The following is a 17,811-nucleotide window of genomic DNA, read 5'->3' as shown; positions in this document are numbered from 1 at the left end:
AGCCGGTCGTTACGGTGGAGTCGTGACGCCGAACCGGGACATCGATGCCGACTTCTTGGATCTGCCGCGCTCGGTGCTGGCCGACGCCGCCTTGTCGGCAGCCATCGCGGCCGGGGCCAGCTACGCCGACCTGCGGATTCACCGCGTCGCCACCGAGATCATTCAACTGCGCGACGGTGAGCTGGAAACCGCAGTGATCAGTCGTGAGCTCGGCTTGGCGGTCCGGGTGATCGTCGCGGGCACATGGGGATTCGCTTCCCACGCCGAGTTGGCGCCGGGCGTCGCCGCCACAACCGCGCGCCACGCGGTACAAGTGGCGACCATGCTGGCGGCGCTGAACTCCGAGCGGGTCAAACTGGCACCGGAGCCGGCGTACCCCAACGCCACGTGGGTGTCCAACTACCGGATCGACCCGTTTGGGGTGCCCGCACCCGAAAAAATCGCCGTGCTGCAGGAGTACTCCGGGCGACTGCTGGAGGCCGACGGTGTCGACCACGCGACGGCCCGCTTCAACGCCGTCAAGGAACAGACGTTCTATGCCGACACCTTCGGGTCATCGATCACCCAGCAGCGGGTGCGGTTACTGCCGTCGCTGGAAGCGGTGACGGTCGACGCCGCGGCGGGAAGTTTCGAATCGATGCGCACCCTGGCGCCACCCACGGCGCGGGGCTGGGAAGCAGTGGCCGGCGATGAGATCTGGAACTGGACCGACGAACTAGCCGAGCTGCCGTCGCTGCTGGCCGAAAAGGTCAGGGCGCCCAGCGTGATGGCGGGACCCACGGACCTGGTGATCGACCCCACCAACTTGTGGTTGACCATTCACGAATCTATTGGCCACGCAACCGAATACGATCGAGCTATCGGCTATGAGGCCGCTTACGCGGGAACCTCGTTCGCGACGCCCGACAAACTCGGGACCTTGCGCTATGGCTCGCCGGTGATGAATGTGACCGCCGACCGCACCACAGACGCGGGCTTGGCCACGATCGGCTATGACGACGAGGGAGTGGCCGCGCAAAGCTGGGATCTGGTGCGCGACGGGGTGTTCGTCGGCTACCAGCTCGACCGGGTGTTCGCTCCGCGACTGGGGGAGCCGCGCTCCAACGGGTGTTCGTATGCCGACTCGGCGCACCACGTACCGATCCAACGAATGGCCAACGTGTCACTGCAGCCGGGCACCGAAGACCTTAGTACCGCGGATCTGATCAGCCGGGTGGACGACGGCATCTACATTGTGGGCGACAAGTCCTGGTCAATTGATATGCAGCGGTACAACTTTCAGTTCACCGGCCAGCGTTTCTTCCGTATCCGGGACGGCCAGCTATACGGGCAGCTGCGTGACGTCGCCTATCAGGCCACCACGACCGATTTCTGGAATGCGATGGAAGCCGTGGGAGGCCCGTCCACCTGGCGGCTCGGTGGAGCCATCAACTGCGGGAAAGCGCAGCCGGGACAGGCCGCCGCCGTCAGCCACGGTTGTCCATCGGCCTTGTTTCGAGGTATCAACGTGCTCAACACACGAACCGAGGGTGGCCGATGATCGAGCCGCAGCAAGTCGTCAACATCGTGTTGGATGAGGCGGTCAAATCTAGCCGGGCGGACGAGACCATGGTGCTGGTCACGGACAACGTCGAGGCGACGCTGCGCTGGGCGGGAAATTCGATGACCACCAACGGCGTTGCGGTCAGCCGCAGCGTTGCGGTGGTCTCGATTGTGCGACGCGGAGATAGCGCCTGCGTCGGCACCGTGGTCTCCGCCGAAGTGGACCCGTCGGTGCTTCCCGGCCTGGTGGTGTCGTCTCAGGACGCGGCCCGCTCGGCGCCGGAGGCCGGTGATACCGCGCCGCTGCTCGGTGACGCCGGTGAGCCTGCCGATTGGGACGCGCCGGTGCCTGGCACCGGGGTCGGTGTCTTCACTGGCATGGCCGGATCGCTGAGCCGCGGGTTCCGTGGCACTGACCGCCTGTATGGCTTTGCGCACCACAACGTTTCGACGACGTTCCTGGCGTCGTCGACGGGGCTGCGACGGCGCTACACCCAGCCCACGGGGGCAATCGAGATCAACGGCAAACGTGGCGACGCGAGCGCCTGGGTGGGGATCGGCACGCCCGATTTTGCCGAGGTGCCAACGGACTTGCTGCTCGAGCAGCTATCGACGCGATTGGGATGGGCGCAGCGCACGGTGGAGCTGCCGGCCGGCCGCTACGAGACGATCATGCCGCCGTCGACAGTGGCGGACATGATGATCTATCTGGCATGGTCGATGGCCGGCCGTGGCGCGCAGGAAGGCCGGACCGCATTGTCTGCGCCCGGCGGTGGCACCCGGGTGGGGGAACGGCTCACCGGGTTGCCGCTCACCCTGTACTCCGACCCGAGCGCGCCAGGCCTGGCGTGTAGCCCGTTCGTTGCGGTCAGCAACTCCTCGGAGACGCAGTCGGTGTTCGACAACGGACTGGACGTTGCGCGGGTGGACTGGATCCGCGACGGGGTGATCAACGCGCTGGTCTATCCGCGGGCCACCGCAGCCAAGTTCGATGCTCCGGTTGCGGTTGCCGCGGATAACCTGGTGATGACCGGCGGATCGGTCGATCTCGCCGACATGATCGCCAGTACCGAGCGCGGGCTGCTGCTGACCACGCTGTGGTACATCCGCGATGTCGATCCCACCGCGCTGCTGCTGACGGGGCTCACCCGCGACGGCGTCTATCTCATTGAGGATGGCGAGGTCACTGCGGCCGTCAACAACTTCCGGTTCAACGAAAGCCCGCTTGACCTGCTGCGACGGGCCACCGAGGCAGGGGTTAGCGAGCGGACCCTGCCCCGTGAGTGCGCGGATTGGGCCACGCGCGCGGCCATGCCTGCGCTGCGGATACCCGACTTCCACATGTCGTCGGTGAGCCAGGCGCAATAAGGGGGTGAGTGGCCGATCGCTAGCGACTGGTCTTGCGACGCAACCTCGAATTTGCTCGCCGATTGCGCAAAAGCAGCATTGTGGTAGGCGGATGCGCTAACTTGTATCCTTGCGCACCTCGCCGTCGACGCTGCCGCCGAGGTGCGCTCTTAGTTTTCCCACGCCAAGGCGGTCGAGCTGACGTTTGACATCATCCGTAACGCCAGCAACACGCTTGCTGCGTGTTTGGCCGCCGGTGGGCGTCGGGTTCGAGCGCTGTTCGTCGTCGCCGCCGTCGTGGTAGCGGTCTGCGGTGTGTCCGGTTGTTTCGGCAGTGGCGGCAGGTCTGCCGCACCGAGGGTGACGAGGCACGATAGCGAGGAATCGCGGCTGCCGCCGATATATCCCGGAACGACGGCGTCGCTTCCGCCGCCTCGCGAATCCGCGCGCGCGCCGACGATTGTTCCCGGTGACGGCACCTACCAGGTGGGAGTCGACATCGAACCAGGTACGTATCGGTCGGAGGGCGGCCGAGGCTGCTATTGGGAGCGGCTAAGGGGGCTCGACGGGACCATGGATGACGTCATTGCGAACGGCGCCGGGACCGGGTCGCACGTGGTGAAGATCTTGCCCACGGATGTCGGATTCAACACGCGGCGTTGCTCAGCCTGGACCCGGGAATCTGACGTCGGCGCCACGACTACTACGGGGACAACGACCACAACAACCACAACAACCACAACAACGACCGCGCCGGTCGCGCTCCCAGACGATGCCCAGGCGTGTCCTAGCGAGGCTGGGCCCGCGGGCGGCTTCACTCAATCTGCAGCCGGAACATCGGGCACGTCGTGTCCATTCGCCGAACAGGTGCGGCTTGCCTATGGAGCCAGCGGACCTCCCAGTTCCACGCCCCGCCAGATCGACGCCGTCAGTCCGGTGACGGGCGAGTCCTACACGATGACCTGTACCAGCACGGGGTCACTGGTCGAGTGCCGCGGCGGCGACGGTGCGGTTGTCTACCTGTACTGATCCGCGGGGACTGGGGCACTGTGTATCTCATGGACGTGTCAACCGAACAACGTGTCTCGCCAGTGGACCGTCCGCGAGGTGCCGCCAGACACCGTGCAACGATCGCGCTCAGCAGCCTGCCGGTGCTCGCTGGGGCCGCTGGTGCCGCCATGCTGTGGCAACATCTGCGCTACGGTCGCGTGCGGCGCACACTGGTCCACGAGGATCAGCGCCTTGGTGCGTCCCGCGGCGGTTTCCATGTGTTGATGTTCCTCACCGTCGCGCCCGGCGCCGACGTCATTGAGGAACTACGCGTCCTGCGGCGGGTGACCCGGAGCTCGGGGGCGGCATGGATCTATGCGGGAAAGGCCGTCGCGGCGCCGCGCTACTCTGCGCAGATCGGTGAGAAGGAGTGGAGCGCTGTCGTCTTGCTCGAATTCCCTTCGCGGGCAGCCTACGATCGCCACGCCGAATCAGAAGGGATGAGCACGGCGCTCGGCCGCTTCCAGGAGGCTTACCTCCAAGGTTTCCAACGCTTTTCCGGCTTGAGCGCCATGTTTCCGCAGCTGCTGCTCGCAATGCGAGCCGTCCAGATTGTCGGCCGTCGGCCGTCGCACTTTCCCTTCACGCCGACGCGTAATCCAGATGTGCTCCAGCAGGCCGACCAGCTCGCCCGTCGACTCCGCAAGGAGATGGAGTTCGGAGCGCACGCGATCGTCATCGTCAACCTCATCAAGAGGGGCACCCGCGAACAACAGGCCGCCGATCGCCGCTACCGGATGGCGATGTTCGGTGCCATGGCAGAGGGTGGGTACGGCCCGCTGCATCTCGGCAGGGCGGTCCGGATTGAGCGCAACTACGAATTCGATATGGTCGCGCTTGTCTACTATCCCGGGATTGAGTTCTTCGTCGACATGATCCGAAGCGAGTACTTCCAGGCCATCATCGGCGACAAACAGCTCGGCGACACCCAAGCCGTCATCACCGTGCCGATACTCGATCGGTTGTAGCGGCATTGAGCGCGCGAACATCCGGCAGCCGCGCCCCTACCGCACACAGGCTGGTGCACCTGCCGCGACGAGGGTAGTTTTACCTTCGCAGTATGGGCTCGGGCGAGTTTGCCCTGGTTATTGTCACACGGCTGGTTTCGACGGCTACTTCGGTTAAGGCGCGTAAGGCATTGAGTCGCCGATGAACTGGAGGAGAGCTGCGGGTGAACTGGAGGAGATAATGGACTGCCCGAATTGCTCGGCCCCACACGCCGACGCGGCCCGTTTCTGCGCCCGATGTGGCACGCCGCTCCATGTGGGCATCGACCGGTCCCGTCATTTCGCTGCCCATCCCGAGGAACCTGTGCGTGCCTTGGCGCTGATGAGCACATTGATGCCACACCTATCGGGTGGGCGTCACCACGTCTACCGAGGGGTGGTCGGTCTGGCGTTGATGGGGGCGTTGGTTGCCGCCGCGTTCGGGGTGCTTGCCGTTGCACTGGTATTGGCCGCGATCGCGCTGCCGGCGGTGGTACTGATCTACGTGCACGATCACGACTTGTGGCGCGACGAGCCGATCACCGTCATTGGCGCGGCGTTTGCGCTTCCCCTGTTGCTCGGTGTCGGTGTGGGGCTGCTCCAAGATCACTTCTACCTGCCTGTGCTGCTGAACGCGTGGCGTCAGCGGCTTCCCACGCCCATCCAGATTCTCGAACTGGGCGTGGTGGTCCCGGTGGTGGCTTTTGTTGCGGTCTTGATCGCGCCCACGCTGATCACCGCGCGCCGCGCGTTTCGGCACCCCGTCGATGCCGTCGTGATCTGTGCATTGAGCGGTGCTGCGCTGTCGTTGGGCCTGAGCGTGGTGGTGCAACGAGGCGCATTCGCTCAGCTCGTGCCGAGCGCGGGGAACCCGATGCGCGCGGCGTTCGGCTCGCTGACAATCGATCCGGCTCAAGCGGCGTTCACCGCGCTGACTCTCGGGTTCTTGCAGCCGATCATCTTCGCCACCGCGGCCGCCTTGGCGGTCGTGCCGCTACGCGGCCCCGGCGTCAACCCCGCCCCAGGAGTGGCCAAAGGTGTGCTGCTGCTCGTGCTGTACGAGTTGGCCACGACTCTGCTTGCCCCCGACGCCGCCCGTGGCATCGTGCTGACCGCGCTAGTGGCGCTGGTGCTGGCCGCGGCCGGGCTGCTCGGCACGCGCGAAGCGTTGCACAAGTCCCTGATGGCGGAAGCCCAGGCAGCCCTCGCCGGAGACGTCGCGCTCGACCGTGCTCCCGACACGCATCAGATTTGCGCGCACTGCGGCGCGGCAATCGGCGCCGATGCCGCGTTCTGTCAGGTCTGTGGAACGGCCACCGCCGCACTGGCCCGCCACCCCTATCCGCCAATCACCGCAACGAACCCCGCACCGTCGGCGTAAGAACCACAGCCAACCAGGAGCCACGATGTCACCACCGCCACCGCGCCCGCATATCCCGCAACCACTGCACTACCCGGGCGGTGGGGCGCAGGTCGGGCACCGACTGCGTCCGGGTGTCATTGCCGCGATCATGTGCGTGGTGATCCTCCTCGCCGTGGGCGTGACTTTGGCCATCGTCGTGGCCGGCTGAGTCAATCGACCAAAACCGCCGCAAACCGTGCACAGCGGCCGATGCCGGCGTCGTAGCCGTCGCAGCGGACGCGTCCCGCCCACCTGGTAAGGCCCCATGCTGCGCCGGTACCGTCGAGTCGTGGCACTTCGACGGGAAAGTTCAGTTCGTGGGCGACGGTTGCGGTTTGATGAGGCGCTGATCGAGCGTGCCCTGATGACTGGGGTCGGCTATCAGTTCCTCCTCCACCTCGCTCCGCGCATCGACAAGCTGGTGATCCCCAGAACACAGGGCCGGCTGAGCTCGGCTGGAATCGACAAGGTCGGATTGATCACGACCACCGGCGCCAAATCCGGGCAACGGCGCACCCAGCCGCTGGCATTCTTTGAAGACTCTGGCGGCCTGCTCGCAATCGCGTCCAACTATGGAAAGCCACAACACCCGGCCTGGTCTGCCAACCTGCTGGCACACCCCGAATGTACGGTCGAGTTCAAGGCTGCGCCGCGCCCCTACCAGGCCGAGCTGCTGAGCGGGGACCAACGCGCTTCGGCATGGACCACAGCGGTCGACTTCTACGCCGGCTATGAGAGCTACCGCGCCAGTTGCGCTCCTCGCGAGATCCGGGTCTTTTTCTTGCGTCCGGTCGGGGCCTGAGGGCGCGGCGCGACAGCTCGTGCTGACGCGGATCACCGACACTTCGGCCAGCTGCGCGCGCCCTGGCCCTACGTTGGGCGTTCGTCACCACCTGCGGTTGTCGTCGGTACGAGGCGCGTCCGGGCTTTGTCGAGGAGGGCGCGGGTTGCGGGGCTGATGGGGCTCGAGGATCGCCAGGCCAGGACCAGCCGTACCCGGAGTTCGGGGGCGATCGTCAATAGCTGCATGCCGGCTCGGTTCTGTCCTAGTGATCGGGGCATGATCGCCACTCCTAGGCCGTGCTCGGCGAGCTCGGCGAGAGTTGACGACGTGTTGGCCTCGAATGCAATGCGTGGCGAGACGCCGGCCGCGGCGCAGGCGTTGTCGAGTTGGCGGCGGATGCAGGTGCCGACCGGGAGTGCGATCAACGAGCGGTCGGCCAACGCGGTAAGCGCGATGGTTGATGCCGCGGCCAGGTCGTCGGCGTGGCGGACGGCGGCGACGATCGTCTCGTCGGCGACCACTGTCGTCTCTAGACCAGCGGGCTGTTCGTCGGGGCCGACTGCCGCGATCGCCACGTCCAGCAGCCCAGCCTGCACGTTCTCAATGAGAACGTCGGAAGTGTTTGTGGTGTAGCTGATCTCGACCGCCGGGTGATCGGCGTTGAAGTCGGCAAGCAGTCCGGGGATGTCGAACTCAAGCGGGGTCACGGTGCCGATGCTGACCTTGCCGCGCACCAATTGAGTGAGGTCGTCGACTGCAGTTTGGATGTTGGCGACGGCGGTGAGCGCCGCAGTCGCGTGGGGCAGCACTGCCCGGCCGGCCGTGGTCAGCCGGACCTTTCGCCGCGACCGATCTAGGAGGGGCTGGCCGAGTTCGCTTTCCAGGCGCCGGATTTGCGCGCTGACGGCGGGCTGGGCCACGTGGACCCGGTGTGCCGCCCGAGTGAAATTGGCCTCTTCGGCTACGGCCACGAAGTATTCGAGCTGCCGGATTTCCATATCAATTGATTATAGTTCCCATACCAAACATGTATTGGACTTATGGCTGGACCATCGGCACGTTGGAAGCCGACGGACGGAAGGGCATCGCTGGAGACGATGTCCTCCTCACAGCGCAACACCCTGTGACGACGCGCTAAGCCGCATCCTCGGCGAGCTTGAACCCCGAGCTGCATAGCCCACACCCCCGCAGCGAGCTGACCACCCCGAATGCCGGAACGGCACGGGCCGGTGTGCCGTGCCGTCCGCTGAAGCCCCATACGACTCCACCGACAAATCCGCGCCACGCTACGAGAAGGGAACACACATGGACATCGACTATGCGCTGGCCTTTGACTTCCTCGATGATGACGGCCGGCCCTACCAGCTACGCTTCCGCCGCGACACCCAGTTGCCAGACGCCGGCCAACTGATCGCGGTGATCGCCAAAAGCCGGCCTGACAATGGCCGTACGGTGGCCATCAGCCGCCCTGGAGTGACGTTCCACGATGTGATGGCCGCCCTTGAGGGCTGGCCCACCTGGGCGCGCCTCAGCCACAACACAGTCCACCTTCCAGCGATCCGCCGGCGCATCGACGACGCTGGCCTCGGGCTGACCACGACGACCGAACCGGCCGATTCGGTTCCTTGGGGCGCCACAGACGATTCAAGACGCTGACCCTGCGGCTTGGCCACGGCTGACGGCACTTCAATCAGGCTGATGCGCTTCGACACAACCACGTGGGGAGTGTGAGCTAGCTCTCCGCTCACCGAGCATGTACGTGAACGGCAGGGGCACTGTCTGCGTTGCCGAATCGACAACCAGGACAAGCGGTGTAGGTGACTGCCGTGCTCCCGGTCTGGTGCTGCCGAGCCATCGAGGCGAGCGTGTGGCTGTCTAGGACTGCCACAGCGCATTCGGCAATTCGTGCGACGCTGCGGGGATCTTAGGACTTGTGCCGCCCTGGCTACCGCACACCACGGCGTCGTTGGTGCCCAGCCCGGGCGCTAGTGTCAAGGGTTGTGCAGATGCTTCTGGGCCCCGCGAGAGCGGCCCTGACGTTTGATCGCTACGGGCACTTGCTCAGTGATGACTTGGCTGTCGTCGCGAGCGCCTTCGGCAACGCGGTCGTCAGCACCGCGGTAGGTGGCGGCCGAGTCCACGGGATGGGAGACAATATCCGCAGCTAGCTAGTCACGGGGCGGTAGCTCAGTTGGTTAGAGCCGCGGACTCATAATCCGTTGGTCGTCGGTTCGAGTCCGACTCGCCCCACAAGCATAATCACAGTTTCAGGCGCTATTGCGCGGTTGTTTGGCCGCTTCAAGCACCCCGAAAACAGCCTCGCGTCAGGGGCGCGTTAGCAGCGGGGTCACCTAGACCGGCAGGCGGGTCCACCAGCAACCCTTGCAGGCTGACCATGGCGAAGTGCCCACGGCTGTCAACGCATGAGGACTTGACGCCAGGGTTAGCCGCTGACTCAAAGCGTGTCGAAGAATTCATCATCTTGCAGCCCGGTGCCTTCATATGATGACGCGATGGCGATTAGCGACATCCGGCGTGAGGATGTGCTCGGCGCGATTGCTCTACTGGACGATCCGGTCGACGGTCCGGAGATTCGCAAGCAACTTCACTTCGGGCGGGCTCTCGCCTATCGACTTGTCCACAGTGGCAGGTTTTATGACTCGAAGACGGTCGTCGGAATAGCGCACGGTCTCGGTGCGGGTCGCAAGTACCTCACCAGCCAAGACTTCAGCGGTGGCTTCGAGAGTGTCGTCACACTTCTCAAGCGACGGGGGTTTTTTGTCGACAGCGGAGTGCTACATGACATCAGTCAACTGCGTGTCGATCGAACCCATGGCAGGCCAGCGCCGTACCAGTACGTCGTGCTCCTATGGGCTATTGCCCGAGCGCGGGCCGGGCTGCCGCGAATGGTTCCGTTTCAAGATGTCCGTGACGAGTTAGCGGACATCCTGGCGCCGTTCGCGGTCGCGCAGACCGGTCCTGACCCGGTGATGCCTTGGATCGCGCTAGATGGATCGTTGCTGTGGGAGTTAGAGAAGCCCGCGGGTGCGCAGCCAGTCAGCGAATCGCACGTGAAGTCGCTGAACCTCGCCGCTGGTCTATCAAAGTCGGTGTACGACCGCATATCAGACGAAGACACCTGGCCAGAGAGGGCGAGGAAAGCCTTCGTGGCGGCCGCGGTCGACGTTGTCGCGAACTTGACAGGGAGCGAACCGGGGTTTCTGCCGCTACTGCAGCAACTCGGTTTGGCTGATCTGGGGTCAACCACAGATGTCGGTAGGTCCCCGGAAGTCGCGGACGCAATCGCTGCAGTCGAGTCGGTGAGTAATCCGCGACGCATGTTCGGTACACGCCTCACCGCTGCGCAGAAAACTGCGATCGAAGAGCGGGCTGTACAGGTCACGCGTGACTGCCTCGAGGACGAATTCGGTTATTCAACTAAGGATGTCGGCAACACCGAGTCCTACGACGTGCACGCGACCAAAGGCCAAGAGTTTGTCAAAGTCGAGGTGAAGGGCACCACCACCGACGGCGCAGAGGTAGTCCTGACCAGCAACGAGGTCGATCTCCACCGGGCCGAACACCCGAACAACGCCTTGGCGGTTGTCCGCAACATCACTCTCGATCGCAGCGGAGACCAACCTGCAGCCACCGGTGGAGAATTGGTTTTAAGCATGCCTTGGGAGGTTGATAAGGGCGAACTAACACCGATCGTCTACAAATACCGCACCGGCTTTTAACCGGCGCTCAACCGCCCGAGGTCGGTCGACTGAATCCCCCGGCGCGTCCGGTCACTTTGCTTCTGAGCTCCCGACCGGGTGGCTGGGCTGGGTTTGATGGTAGTAGGCGTTCTCTAGGTCTGCTGGCGCAACGTCTCCGCAGTACTCGTAGAGCCGTCGGTGGTTGAACCAGTCGACCCATTCTGCGGTGGCGTAACATGCTGAAAGAAGTTCCCACGTCAGGGAGCATATTGAGCGGGATGGCCAGGACCAGTTCGCGTTCCTTTGGATCACAGCAACGCTGAACGCATAGCGGGACAAGGTGACGGCCGTGGCTGCCACTCGCAATGCGTGTGGGGTGCTTCTAGCAGGATCTACTGGTCTAGTGCTTGTAGCGACTCACCCGTCAGAATCGTTGGTTTCGACGTGCCGGTGACCGACTGCTCCGAATGCTGCAGCTCCCAGTCGTCACCCGCTATCAACTTCTTGCGCTGCCCGTCGCATGATGGGCCAGCGACCAGGAGCGGCTCCGCCGCCTCATTGGCTGCCTTCAGGCATCTTTGCCCCTGCACTGCGTCATGCGTGAAACGATGACACGGCCAAACGCCACGCAGCAACCAATTAGGTGGAGCTGAAGCTAAAGAAGTGGTCACAGGGGTATGCGTAGGAGCCTAATGGGAATGGATCGGCGGGGCTTCCATCGGTAAGGGTTCGGTTGGGAGAGGCTGGTCTGAGAGCCACCGGCCGGTGAGCACTTCTGCAGCCTGAAGCGAGTGTGGACTTCTACGACTAGATCGTGCCCCGGTCGGATGGTGGGGTTGCCCGTAGCGCTGATGGGATGTCGTGCCGGTGTGGAGCACTGATCCATTAGGTTGCCGCCCGGGCGCCCTCGGCTCATCTCACAACCGGAAATCGGAGGAGGACATCGGGTGATTTTCATCGGAGACGACTGGGCCGAAGACCATCACGACGTGCATGTGATGGACCAGGCCGGTACGCGGTTGGCGTCACGGCGGCTCTCTGAAGGCTTGACCGGCGTTCGCCAGCTCCACGAGCTGATCGCGGCGCACGCCGAGGAGCCGGGTCAGGTGGTGATCGGCATCGAAACCGACCGGGGCTTGTGGGTGGGCGCCCTGGCGGCGGCCGGCTATCAGGTGTTTGCGATCAATCCCCTGGCGGTGGCCCGCTACCGCGATCGCCACCACGTCTCGGGAGCCAAATCCGATGCCAGCGATGCCAAACTGCTGGCTGACTTGGTGCGCACTGATCGACACAACCATCGCTCGCTCGCCGGCGACAGCTCCACCGCTGAAGCCATCAAAGTTCTGGCCCGCGCACATCAGAACCTGATTTGGGCACGCACCCGCCACACCAACGCGCTGCGCAGCACGTTGCGGGAGTACTACCCGAGCGCACTGGCGGCTTTCGAGGACCTCGCCCACGGCGACACCCTGGAGGTGCTCAGGCGCGCCCCTACCCCAGAACAGGCCACCCGGCTGAGCCTGCCAGCGATCCAGTCTGCGCTCAAACGCGGCGGGCGCCAGCGCTATATCGCCGCCCGCGCCCGCGAAATCCTCGCCGCGCTGCGCACCGAGCAGCTATCGGCACCCGCAGCGGTCAGCGCCGCGTTCGCGGCCAGCACCCGCGCCGCGGTCAGCATCATCGCAGAGCTCAACCGCCAGATTAACGAGCTCGAGGCCAGCCTCGCCGACCATTTTGAGACACACCCGGACGCCGACATCTACCTCTCCCTGCCAGGACTCGGTGCTGTACTCGGCGCCCGGGTGCTCGGTGAGTTCGGGGACGACCCGAATCGCTACACCGATGCCAAGTCTCGCAAAAACTACGCCGGAACCTCACCTTTGACTGTTGCGTCGGGCAAGAAACGCGCCGTGCTGGCCCGCCACGCACGCAACCGCCGTCTCAACGACGCCATCGACCAATGGGCCTTCTGCGCCCTGGTGGCCAGCCCCGGCGCCCGCGCGTTCTACGACCAACACCGCGGCGCCGGCGACACCCACCACCAAGCCTTACGCGCCCTAGCCAACCGTCTCGTCGCCATCCTGCACGGCTGCCTACGACACCACACCCGATACGACGAACACACCGCCTGGGCACACCGCACCCCAACTGCCGCTTGACACCTTAAAACCCTGGGATGTCTAGTCGCGTCGCAAGCCGACGGGGTGGCGGCACTCGGCGCGCTAGCTTCGCCCCCACGGGAACGAACCTGTTTGGCTCGATGGCAGTCGAGGTTGCTCGATGTGAAGATGGCTACCGGCTAGACTTCCTTAGTTGTTCTGAGTGGAAGAGGGCGAATTGGTCGCGAAGATAGCTTTGTTCAACAACAAGGGTGGCGTCAGCAAGACGACAACGTGCTTCAACCTTGGTTGGATGCTCGCTTCGCGTGGTTCCAAAGTGATCCTGGTCGACGCTGATCCGCAGTGCAACTTGACCGGAATGGTTCTAGATCTGAGCGGTGAGGATGCGCTTGACGAATTCTACAAGAACAACCCTGGTCGTAATCTGAAAGAGGCTTTGGAGCCAGCATTTAAATCTCGGCCGGTCCCGCTCGAGCCCGTTGAGTGCGTTTCGGTCTCAGGCCTGGATAATTTGTACCTAATCCCCGGGCACATCTCCCTGGCTGAAGATGAAACCTCTCTAGGTATTTCGCAACAACTATCCGAATCATTGTTGGGGCTTCGAAACCTGCCTGGAAGTTTCGCCCATCTGTTTGATATTACCGCCGAAAAATATGATGCCGATTATGTTCTCATTGACTTAAGCCCTGGTCTGGGGGCAATTAATCAAAATCTTGTTTCGATTGCTGACTATTTCTTTGTTCCCTGCAGTCCAGACGTGTTCTCGGTAATGGCCATCGACTCGCTTTCTCGAGTGATTCCGCTGTGGGTACGTTGGGCGAAGCGCGCCGCGAACCTCGAAGCGTTAAAGGATGCAGACTATCCGTTCCCTGCGCCGAATCTAAAGTTCCTTGGCGTTTTGGTTCAGCGATTCAGGATCAAAAGCAAAAAGCCCACCCAGGCCTTTCAGAGGTATTTCGACAAACTGAATGAAGTCGTTAAAGACTCTCTTGTTCCAGTGTTGACCTCTGAGTCCATTATGCTTGATACAGCTAAGTATGCGGAAGCGGGTCTCGATGATCACTACCAGCTGGCGCAAATTCAGGACTTCAATACTCTGATTGCAATATCGCAAGAAGTTCGCAAACCTGTATTCGCCCTTTCGCAAGCGGACCTCGGTAGCGTAGGGGTGGTTTGGGATGCGCAGAAGGAGAATATTGACCGGTTCAACGGAGAGTTTGATGAGCTCGCTGAGCGCATCGAGAAGTTGACGTCCTAAAGGCCGCGCAGATGCCGGCGAAAAGACATGCGCAGTTCCAAGCGAATATCACTCGTTGTCGAGAGCTTGTTGGTTTGGGTCAAGCGATCGCGGACATTACGGTCGGAACTGTCGATGCAACTGATATGTACAGGGCAGCGCTTGTTCAATGTGTCGCGGCGTTAGACTCCTACGTACATGACGTTGTGCTTGACTTTGCAGTCGACATCGTAAAGGGCTCGCGTCCGCCTGGTAGCGCAAGTCGTGTGGGTCTGCATGTATCTGCCGTTGGCGAGTTGACGTGCGCACCGACATCAGTGGATCTTGAGCTCAGAGCGCGAGCGGCAATTAACGAGCGGCTGAGTCAGGAGACATTTCAGAAGCCGGATGATGTAGCCAAGGCTTTTGCGATGGTTGGTGTCGCCGGTCTGTGGGTGGGAGCATTTGGAAATGCGGCAAACAACACGAAGACGGAAGTGAATCTGATCGTGAGACGGCGGAACGGAATTGTGCACCGCTGCGATGTTGACCCCGCCGGAGTGGGGGCGCTATACCCGCTGAGCCATAGCGATGCCTTGGATGCAATAGCGACGATAGAGCGCGTCGTGACAGGCATCGACTCCTACGTGTAGGCGCGGGAACCGCACTCGCAATGGGAAGCAAGCACCAACGTGATCAGCCAATGGATCTAGAGTTGCTGCCTCTCCGCCGCGGCTGTTGACAACCACCTCGACAGCCCGTTGTGCCAGCAGAGTTTCGTAGCGCACTGGCTTGCTGCGATGCGCTAACTCCTCCGATTGGGCTGCAAATTCCAATCGGAGGAATTGGGAGACAGGGGATTACAGCGGAGATTGGACCTCTGGCGGAATCTTTCTGGTTTGCTACAGCGCCCGACCAAGGTTCTCATAACCCGTTGGTCGCGGGTTTGAGCCCCGCCCGCCCCACTGAGAAACACCTGGCGATAGCCTTACGAGGCTGTTCGGATCGGCTCTTGAGTCCGTTCGTCGCGACGTCGTCGCGGCGCGCGGCGGGATCGCGCCGGGGCGGACGGCGCGCTAGTTAACTCGGTACTTGGGCCGCGTGTCTGAGGGGCGTGCGATGCATAGACGTGACACGTCGGTAGGTGTCGGTGGCGGCTGAGATGATGGACGCATGTCACCGGTAGACAACGTGTGGGTCGACGGAAGCGTGCACGGCCTTGCCTACGCATTCGCCGGGGTGGAGGGCTACCTGTGCGAGAACGGCAGCAACTGGAGTAAGCGGGCACTGCTGTTGCCTCACATGTCGGCGCGCACGGAGGGCTACCACCAGAACTTCAGCGCCAACAACAACGTCGCCAGCGCACGCGGTAAGCCCCCTGAGCGGGGCGGCCCCGTGCTGGCCGTCGACCCGCCGTTGAAGCTTCTGGAACTCGGCGTACGGCTGGCTGACCGGCAACTGTTCGGCGTGGCGACGGTTCACCCGCACGAGGTGATCGGGTGGGCAGCGGCGACGAAAGCTCTTGACCTCGCGACCAGCGAACGTCACCCAGGCGTGCCGCCCGAGATCCAAGAGGCACTGCAAGACCTGCATGACGCCGGGTACAACGGCTATGCGCGACAACGCGAAAGGTTTTTTGCCGCCAAGTACTTTCCACCCATAGACATCCTGATGGACGCCGGCTATGACGTCGACTTTGTCAAGAGTTACCTTGTCGCGCTTGGGAAGTCGTCGGACAGTGTTGAGCGCATCGACAAGCTATACGTTCCGCCGTCGCAGCGGCCGCGCGCTTTGCGCTGACCCAAGTCCTGGGCGCGCTCCTCGCAATGTGGGAACGCAAACCGGTGTCGGCTGGGACGATGGTGTAATACAACGCATGCCGCTCGGCGATTACCAGCCGTTCATCAAGTGGTCGGGCCGACCGCGTACATGGGGCGCAGACAGCGATGCGCGAGCGTGGCTCGGGGGCGAGTCGTTGACGGCCTGTGCACCGTGCTGGATGAGCACTTGGCCACGACTGGCGGTGGCTCAGCCGCCATCGGCTGCGTGCCCTGGCTGGCGAGTAAGGCCGTAATCGACCGGCTTGCGGAGCTGAACTCGCTTTGTGTCGTGATCGACAACGGAACGAAAAACCGAAGGGCCGTGACTCGCCTCATGGGTGACGACGGCGGATTCCCGCGGGGATTTCCCAATTCAGCTATCGCGGGGCTGGCGGGCATAATTCCCGCGAAGGACGGCAAGGCGGTAGTGGTCGGCCCATGCACCCCGAGGGAAGTCGTGGAGCACGTCATCGAGTCGTGGCGGATTCTGGGGTGGAGGGACGGCGAACACAACAATCCGGTCCTGCATGCGAAGATGTTGGTAATAGGTCGAGTCGAATTCATGAACTACGAAACGGAATACGGAATCGTAGATGACGGTCCCAGATTTCGACCTATGGCGGTGCGGTGGGGTTCGGCAAACTGGACTGAAGGGTCGCGCAACCATCTGGAAGTAGGGTGCGTCTCCCGCGATGCCCAACTATTAGATGCAGCGACGCATTTCGTGGCCGACGTGATCGCTTTCTCGGAACCGCTAGCCTCCGAATGCGCCGGTCCCGGGCCGAACATAGTCACTTATGAGGTTGACGATGCTGCGATGTGAGAAGCATCGGAAATCCAGCGGCTAGCTCACGAAGAGTGGGAAGCGGAGCAGCGTGAAGACGAGGACGACGACGAGCAATAGCCCGTGATGCAACAGCCGGCGCGCCTCTCAGGGCATTGCCATTGACCGCTGGGACGCGCTCGTCAGCTGACGCGCACGCCGGGGTGCCCTGCGGCGGGCCTTCTGGCTGGGGTTGGTTGGCTTCTACCCGCACGCTCAGGTCAGGGCTTGTGGTCAGCTCCACCGGCGGGCACTTGGTGCGGTGCCTGCCGCCCGTGCTGGGGGGCGTTCTGTGAGCCGGGCGCACCAAATCTAGGGCCCCCAGCTGAACTTACTCGGGCCGTCGAGCGTTTTGTGCTCCCAGAAGCCAAGTAGCCGTCGGGGTTTGGGCGTGAATGCGCACATTTTGCCCTGCCTTCCTCTATGTTTGGATTGTTGGCGGGGTGTAGGTAGGTTTCGTGTTTACCTGCATGACGATCGCCACACCCGGAGGCAAGAACCGGTGGGGCAACCAACGTGGTGAGCCTGTCCAATAACCGCCGTCACGCTGCGACAGGTTAGGCCGGCCGCCGGTCTTGGTGTGGGATTGATGACGTTTGTGGCCGCTCTCTTGGAGGCTGTAGTCCACTAGTCGGTCCGCAACCCACGGATCGCTCAAGACCCCGAGCGTCGGGGAGTTGTGTTTGCCCCAAACACAGCCCGAGCCATTCTCGCGGCGATGGTGATAGGTGGATACGGCATTCAGCGCCTCAATGGCGCGTTCGCGCGAGTTGAGGGCGCGCTGCGCTTCCGCCTTTGGCACGGCGGCGTCATCGTGTGCGTTGTAGGCCGCGTTGATGGCGACCTCCATACGGCGGCGTTACTCGGCTGCATGGTCCTTTGCCGTTTCGAGTGGCTTGCCCCAGTGCTCGATGCACGTACTACAAAGCGTCGGCGCGGTGTATGCCTCCCAGATGGATGCTCCGAGCGTGTTCAGGTGCTCCTGCTCGCAGCACCCGCACTCGAAGGTTTCCATCGCGA

17 protein-coding genes and 1 tRNA gene are annotated in these 17,811 nt (G+C 63.1%); 16 read left to right on the top strand and 2 right to left on the bottom strand.

Going from position 1 to position 17,811, the window contains the following annotated elements:
* Positions 1-22: 22 nt before the first annotated feature.
* The 7 genes from F6B93_RS14685 to F6B93_RS14655 all read left to right on the top strand — a co-directional run bounded on the left by F6B93_RS14685 (position 23) and on the right by F6B93_RS14655 (position 7,129).
* Positions 23-1,540: a TldD/PmbA family protein gene (locus F6B93_RS14685; RefSeq protein ID WP_211695740.1), complete on the top strand. Its 1,518-nt coding sequence runs from the start codon at positions 23-25 to the stop codon at positions 1,538-1,540.
* Complete coding sequence (locus tag F6B93_RS14680) at positions 1,537-2,910, top strand: metallopeptidase TldD-related protein (RefSeq protein WP_211695739.1); 1,374 nt, start codon at positions 1,537-1,539, stop codon at positions 2,908-2,910. Before F6B93_RS14685 ends, F6B93_RS14680 begins: the two co-directional genes overlap by 4 nt.
* A 339-nt stretch (positions 2,911-3,249) precedes the next feature.
* Positions 3,250-3,918 (top strand): Rv1352/Rv1906c domain-containing protein, encoded by a 669-nt coding sequence (locus F6B93_RS14675; protein ID WP_246540793.1) that lies wholly within the window; start codon positions 3,250-3,252, stop codon positions 3,916-3,918.
* 29 nt (positions 3,919-3,947) lie between these two features.
* Positions 3,948-4,907, top strand: a complete 960-nt coding sequence (locus F6B93_RS14670) for a hypothetical protein (protein WP_211695737.1) — start codon at positions 3,948-3,950, stop codon at positions 4,905-4,907.
* 181 nt (positions 4,908-5,088) lie between these two features.
* Positions 5,089-6,306 (top strand): zinc ribbon domain-containing protein, encoded by a 1,218-nt coding sequence (locus F6B93_RS14665; protein WP_343232704.1) that lies wholly within the window; start codon positions 5,089-5,091, stop codon positions 6,304-6,306.
* Between the two features lie 25 nt (positions 6,307-6,331).
* Entirely contained in the window at positions 6,332-6,496 is a 165-nt protein-coding gene (locus F6B93_RS14660) for a hypothetical protein (protein ID WP_211695736.1), read from the top strand.
* 120 nt (positions 6,497-6,616) lie between these two features.
* On the top strand, positions 6,617-7,129 hold the full coding sequence (locus F6B93_RS14655) for a nitroreductase family deazaflavin-dependent oxidoreductase (RefSeq protein ID WP_246540792.1): 513 nt from the start codon (positions 6,617-6,619) through the stop codon (positions 7,127-7,129).
* 68 nt (positions 7,130-7,197) lie between these two features.
* On the opposite strand, the gene F6B93_RS14650 is transcribed toward F6B93_RS14655, so the two are convergent.
* Positions 7,198-8,109 (bottom strand): LysR family transcriptional regulator, encoded by a 912-nt coding sequence (locus F6B93_RS14650; RefSeq protein ID WP_211695735.1) that lies wholly within the window; start codon positions 8,107-8,109, stop codon positions 7,198-7,200.
* A 307-nt stretch (positions 8,110-8,416) separates the two neighbouring features.
* Here F6B93_RS14650 and F6B93_RS14645 point away from each other — a divergent pair, with 307 nt between their 5' ends.
* The 9 genes from F6B93_RS14645 to F6B93_RS22985 all read left to right on the top strand — a co-directional run bounded on the left by F6B93_RS14645 (position 8,417) and on the right by F6B93_RS22985 (position 16,791).
* Positions 8,417-8,767 (top strand): hypothetical protein, encoded by a 351-nt coding sequence (locus F6B93_RS14645; protein ID WP_246540791.1) that lies wholly within the window; start codon positions 8,417-8,419, stop codon positions 8,765-8,767.
* 350 nt (positions 8,768-9,117) lie between these two features.
* The gene (locus F6B93_RS14640) at positions 9,118-9,279 is read left to right on the top strand and encodes a hypothetical protein (RefSeq protein ID WP_211695734.1); all 162 of its coding nucleotides are present in this window, start codon (positions 9,118-9,120) and stop codon (positions 9,277-9,279) included.
* Between the two features lie 8 nt (positions 9,280-9,287).
* Positions 9,288-9,361 (top strand) — tRNA-Ile (locus tag F6B93_RS14635).
* 263 nt (positions 9,362-9,624) lie between these two features.
* Positions 9,625-10,851 carry a phosphorothioated DNA-binding restriction endonuclease family protein gene (locus F6B93_RS14630; protein ID WP_211695733.1) on the top strand — a complete coding sequence of 409 codons (1,227 nt, stop codon included), beginning with the start codon at positions 9,625-9,627 and terminating at the stop codon, positions 10,849-10,851.
* Between the two features lie 908 nt (positions 10,852-11,759).
* Positions 11,760-12,971: an IS110 family RNA-guided transposase gene (locus F6B93_RS14625; protein WP_211695732.1), complete on the top strand. Its 1,212-nt coding sequence runs from the start codon at positions 11,760-11,762 to the stop codon at positions 12,969-12,971.
* Between the two features lie 163 nt (positions 12,972-13,134).
* A complete protein-coding gene (locus F6B93_RS14620; RefSeq protein WP_211695731.1) occupies positions 13,135-14,190 on the top strand; it encodes a ParA family protein in 1,056 nt (351 codons plus the stop codon).
* Between the two features lie 245 nt (positions 14,191-14,435).
* Complete coding sequence (locus tag F6B93_RS14615) at positions 14,436-14,801, top strand: hypothetical protein (protein WP_211695730.1); 366 nt, start codon at positions 14,436-14,438, stop codon at positions 14,799-14,801.
* Positions 14,802-15,321: 520 nt separating this feature from the next.
* Positions 15,322-15,948, top strand: a complete 627-nt coding sequence (locus tag F6B93_RS14610) for a hypothetical protein (protein ID WP_211695729.1) — start codon at positions 15,322-15,324, stop codon at positions 15,946-15,948.
* A gap of 246 nt (positions 15,949-16,194) precedes the next feature.
* Positions 16,195-16,791 (top strand): hypothetical protein, encoded by a 597-nt coding sequence (locus tag F6B93_RS22985; protein WP_246540790.1) that lies wholly within the window; start codon positions 16,195-16,197, stop codon positions 16,789-16,791.
* 421 nt (positions 16,792-17,212) lie between these two features.
* On the opposite strand, the gene F6B93_RS14595 is transcribed toward F6B93_RS22985, so the two are convergent.
* Positions 17,213-17,641: a hypothetical protein gene (locus F6B93_RS14595; RefSeq protein ID WP_211695728.1), complete on the bottom strand. Its 429-nt coding sequence runs from the start codon at positions 17,639-17,641 to the stop codon at positions 17,213-17,215.
* Positions 17,642-17,811: the final 170 nt, after the last annotated feature.

This window comes from Mycobacterium spongiae (assembly GCF_018278905.1).
GTDB lineage: Bacteria > Actinomycetota > Actinomycetes > Mycobacteriales > Mycobacteriaceae > Mycobacterium > Mycobacterium spongiae.
The sequence above is the reverse complement of the archived record's forward strand: the minus strand, read 5'-3'. Positions and strand labels throughout refer to the sequence as shown.

Coding starts and splice junctions, on each gene's coding strand:
- F6B93_RS14680 (WP_211695739.1), top strand. CDS start 1,537: ATGATCGAGCCGCAGCAAGTCGTCAACATCGTGTTGGATGAGGCGGTC.
- F6B93_RS14670 (WP_211695737.1), top strand. CDS start 3,948: ATGGACGTGTCAACCGAACAACGTGTCTCGCCAGTGGACCGTCCGCGA.
- F6B93_RS14665 (WP_343232704.1), top strand. CDS start 5,089: ATGAACTGGAGGAGAGCTGCGGGTGAACTGGAGGAGATAATGGACTGC.
- F6B93_RS14660 (WP_211695736.1), top strand. CDS start 6,332: ATGTCACCACCGCCACCGCGCCCGCATATCCCGCAACCACTGCACTAC.
- F6B93_RS14650 (WP_211695735.1), bottom strand. CDS start 8,109: ATGGAAATCCGGCAGCTCGAATACTTCGTGGCCGTAGCCGAAGAGGCC.
- F6B93_RS14645 (WP_246540791.1), top strand. CDS start 8,417: ATGGACATCGACTATGCGCTGGCCTTTGACTTCCTCGATGATGACGGC.
- F6B93_RS14640 (WP_211695734.1), top strand. CDS start 9,118: ATGCTTCTGGGCCCCGCGAGAGCGGCCCTGACGTTTGATCGCTACGGG.
- F6B93_RS14630 (WP_211695733.1), top strand. CDS start 9,625: ATGGCGATTAGCGACATCCGGCGTGAGGATGTGCTCGGCGCGATTGCT.
- F6B93_RS14610 (WP_211695729.1), top strand. CDS start 15,322: ATGTCACCGGTAGACAACGTGTGGGTCGACGGAAGCGTGCACGGCCTT.
- F6B93_RS14595 (WP_211695728.1), bottom strand. CDS start 17,641: ATGGAGGTCGCCATCAACGCGGCCTACAACGCACACGATGACGCCGCC.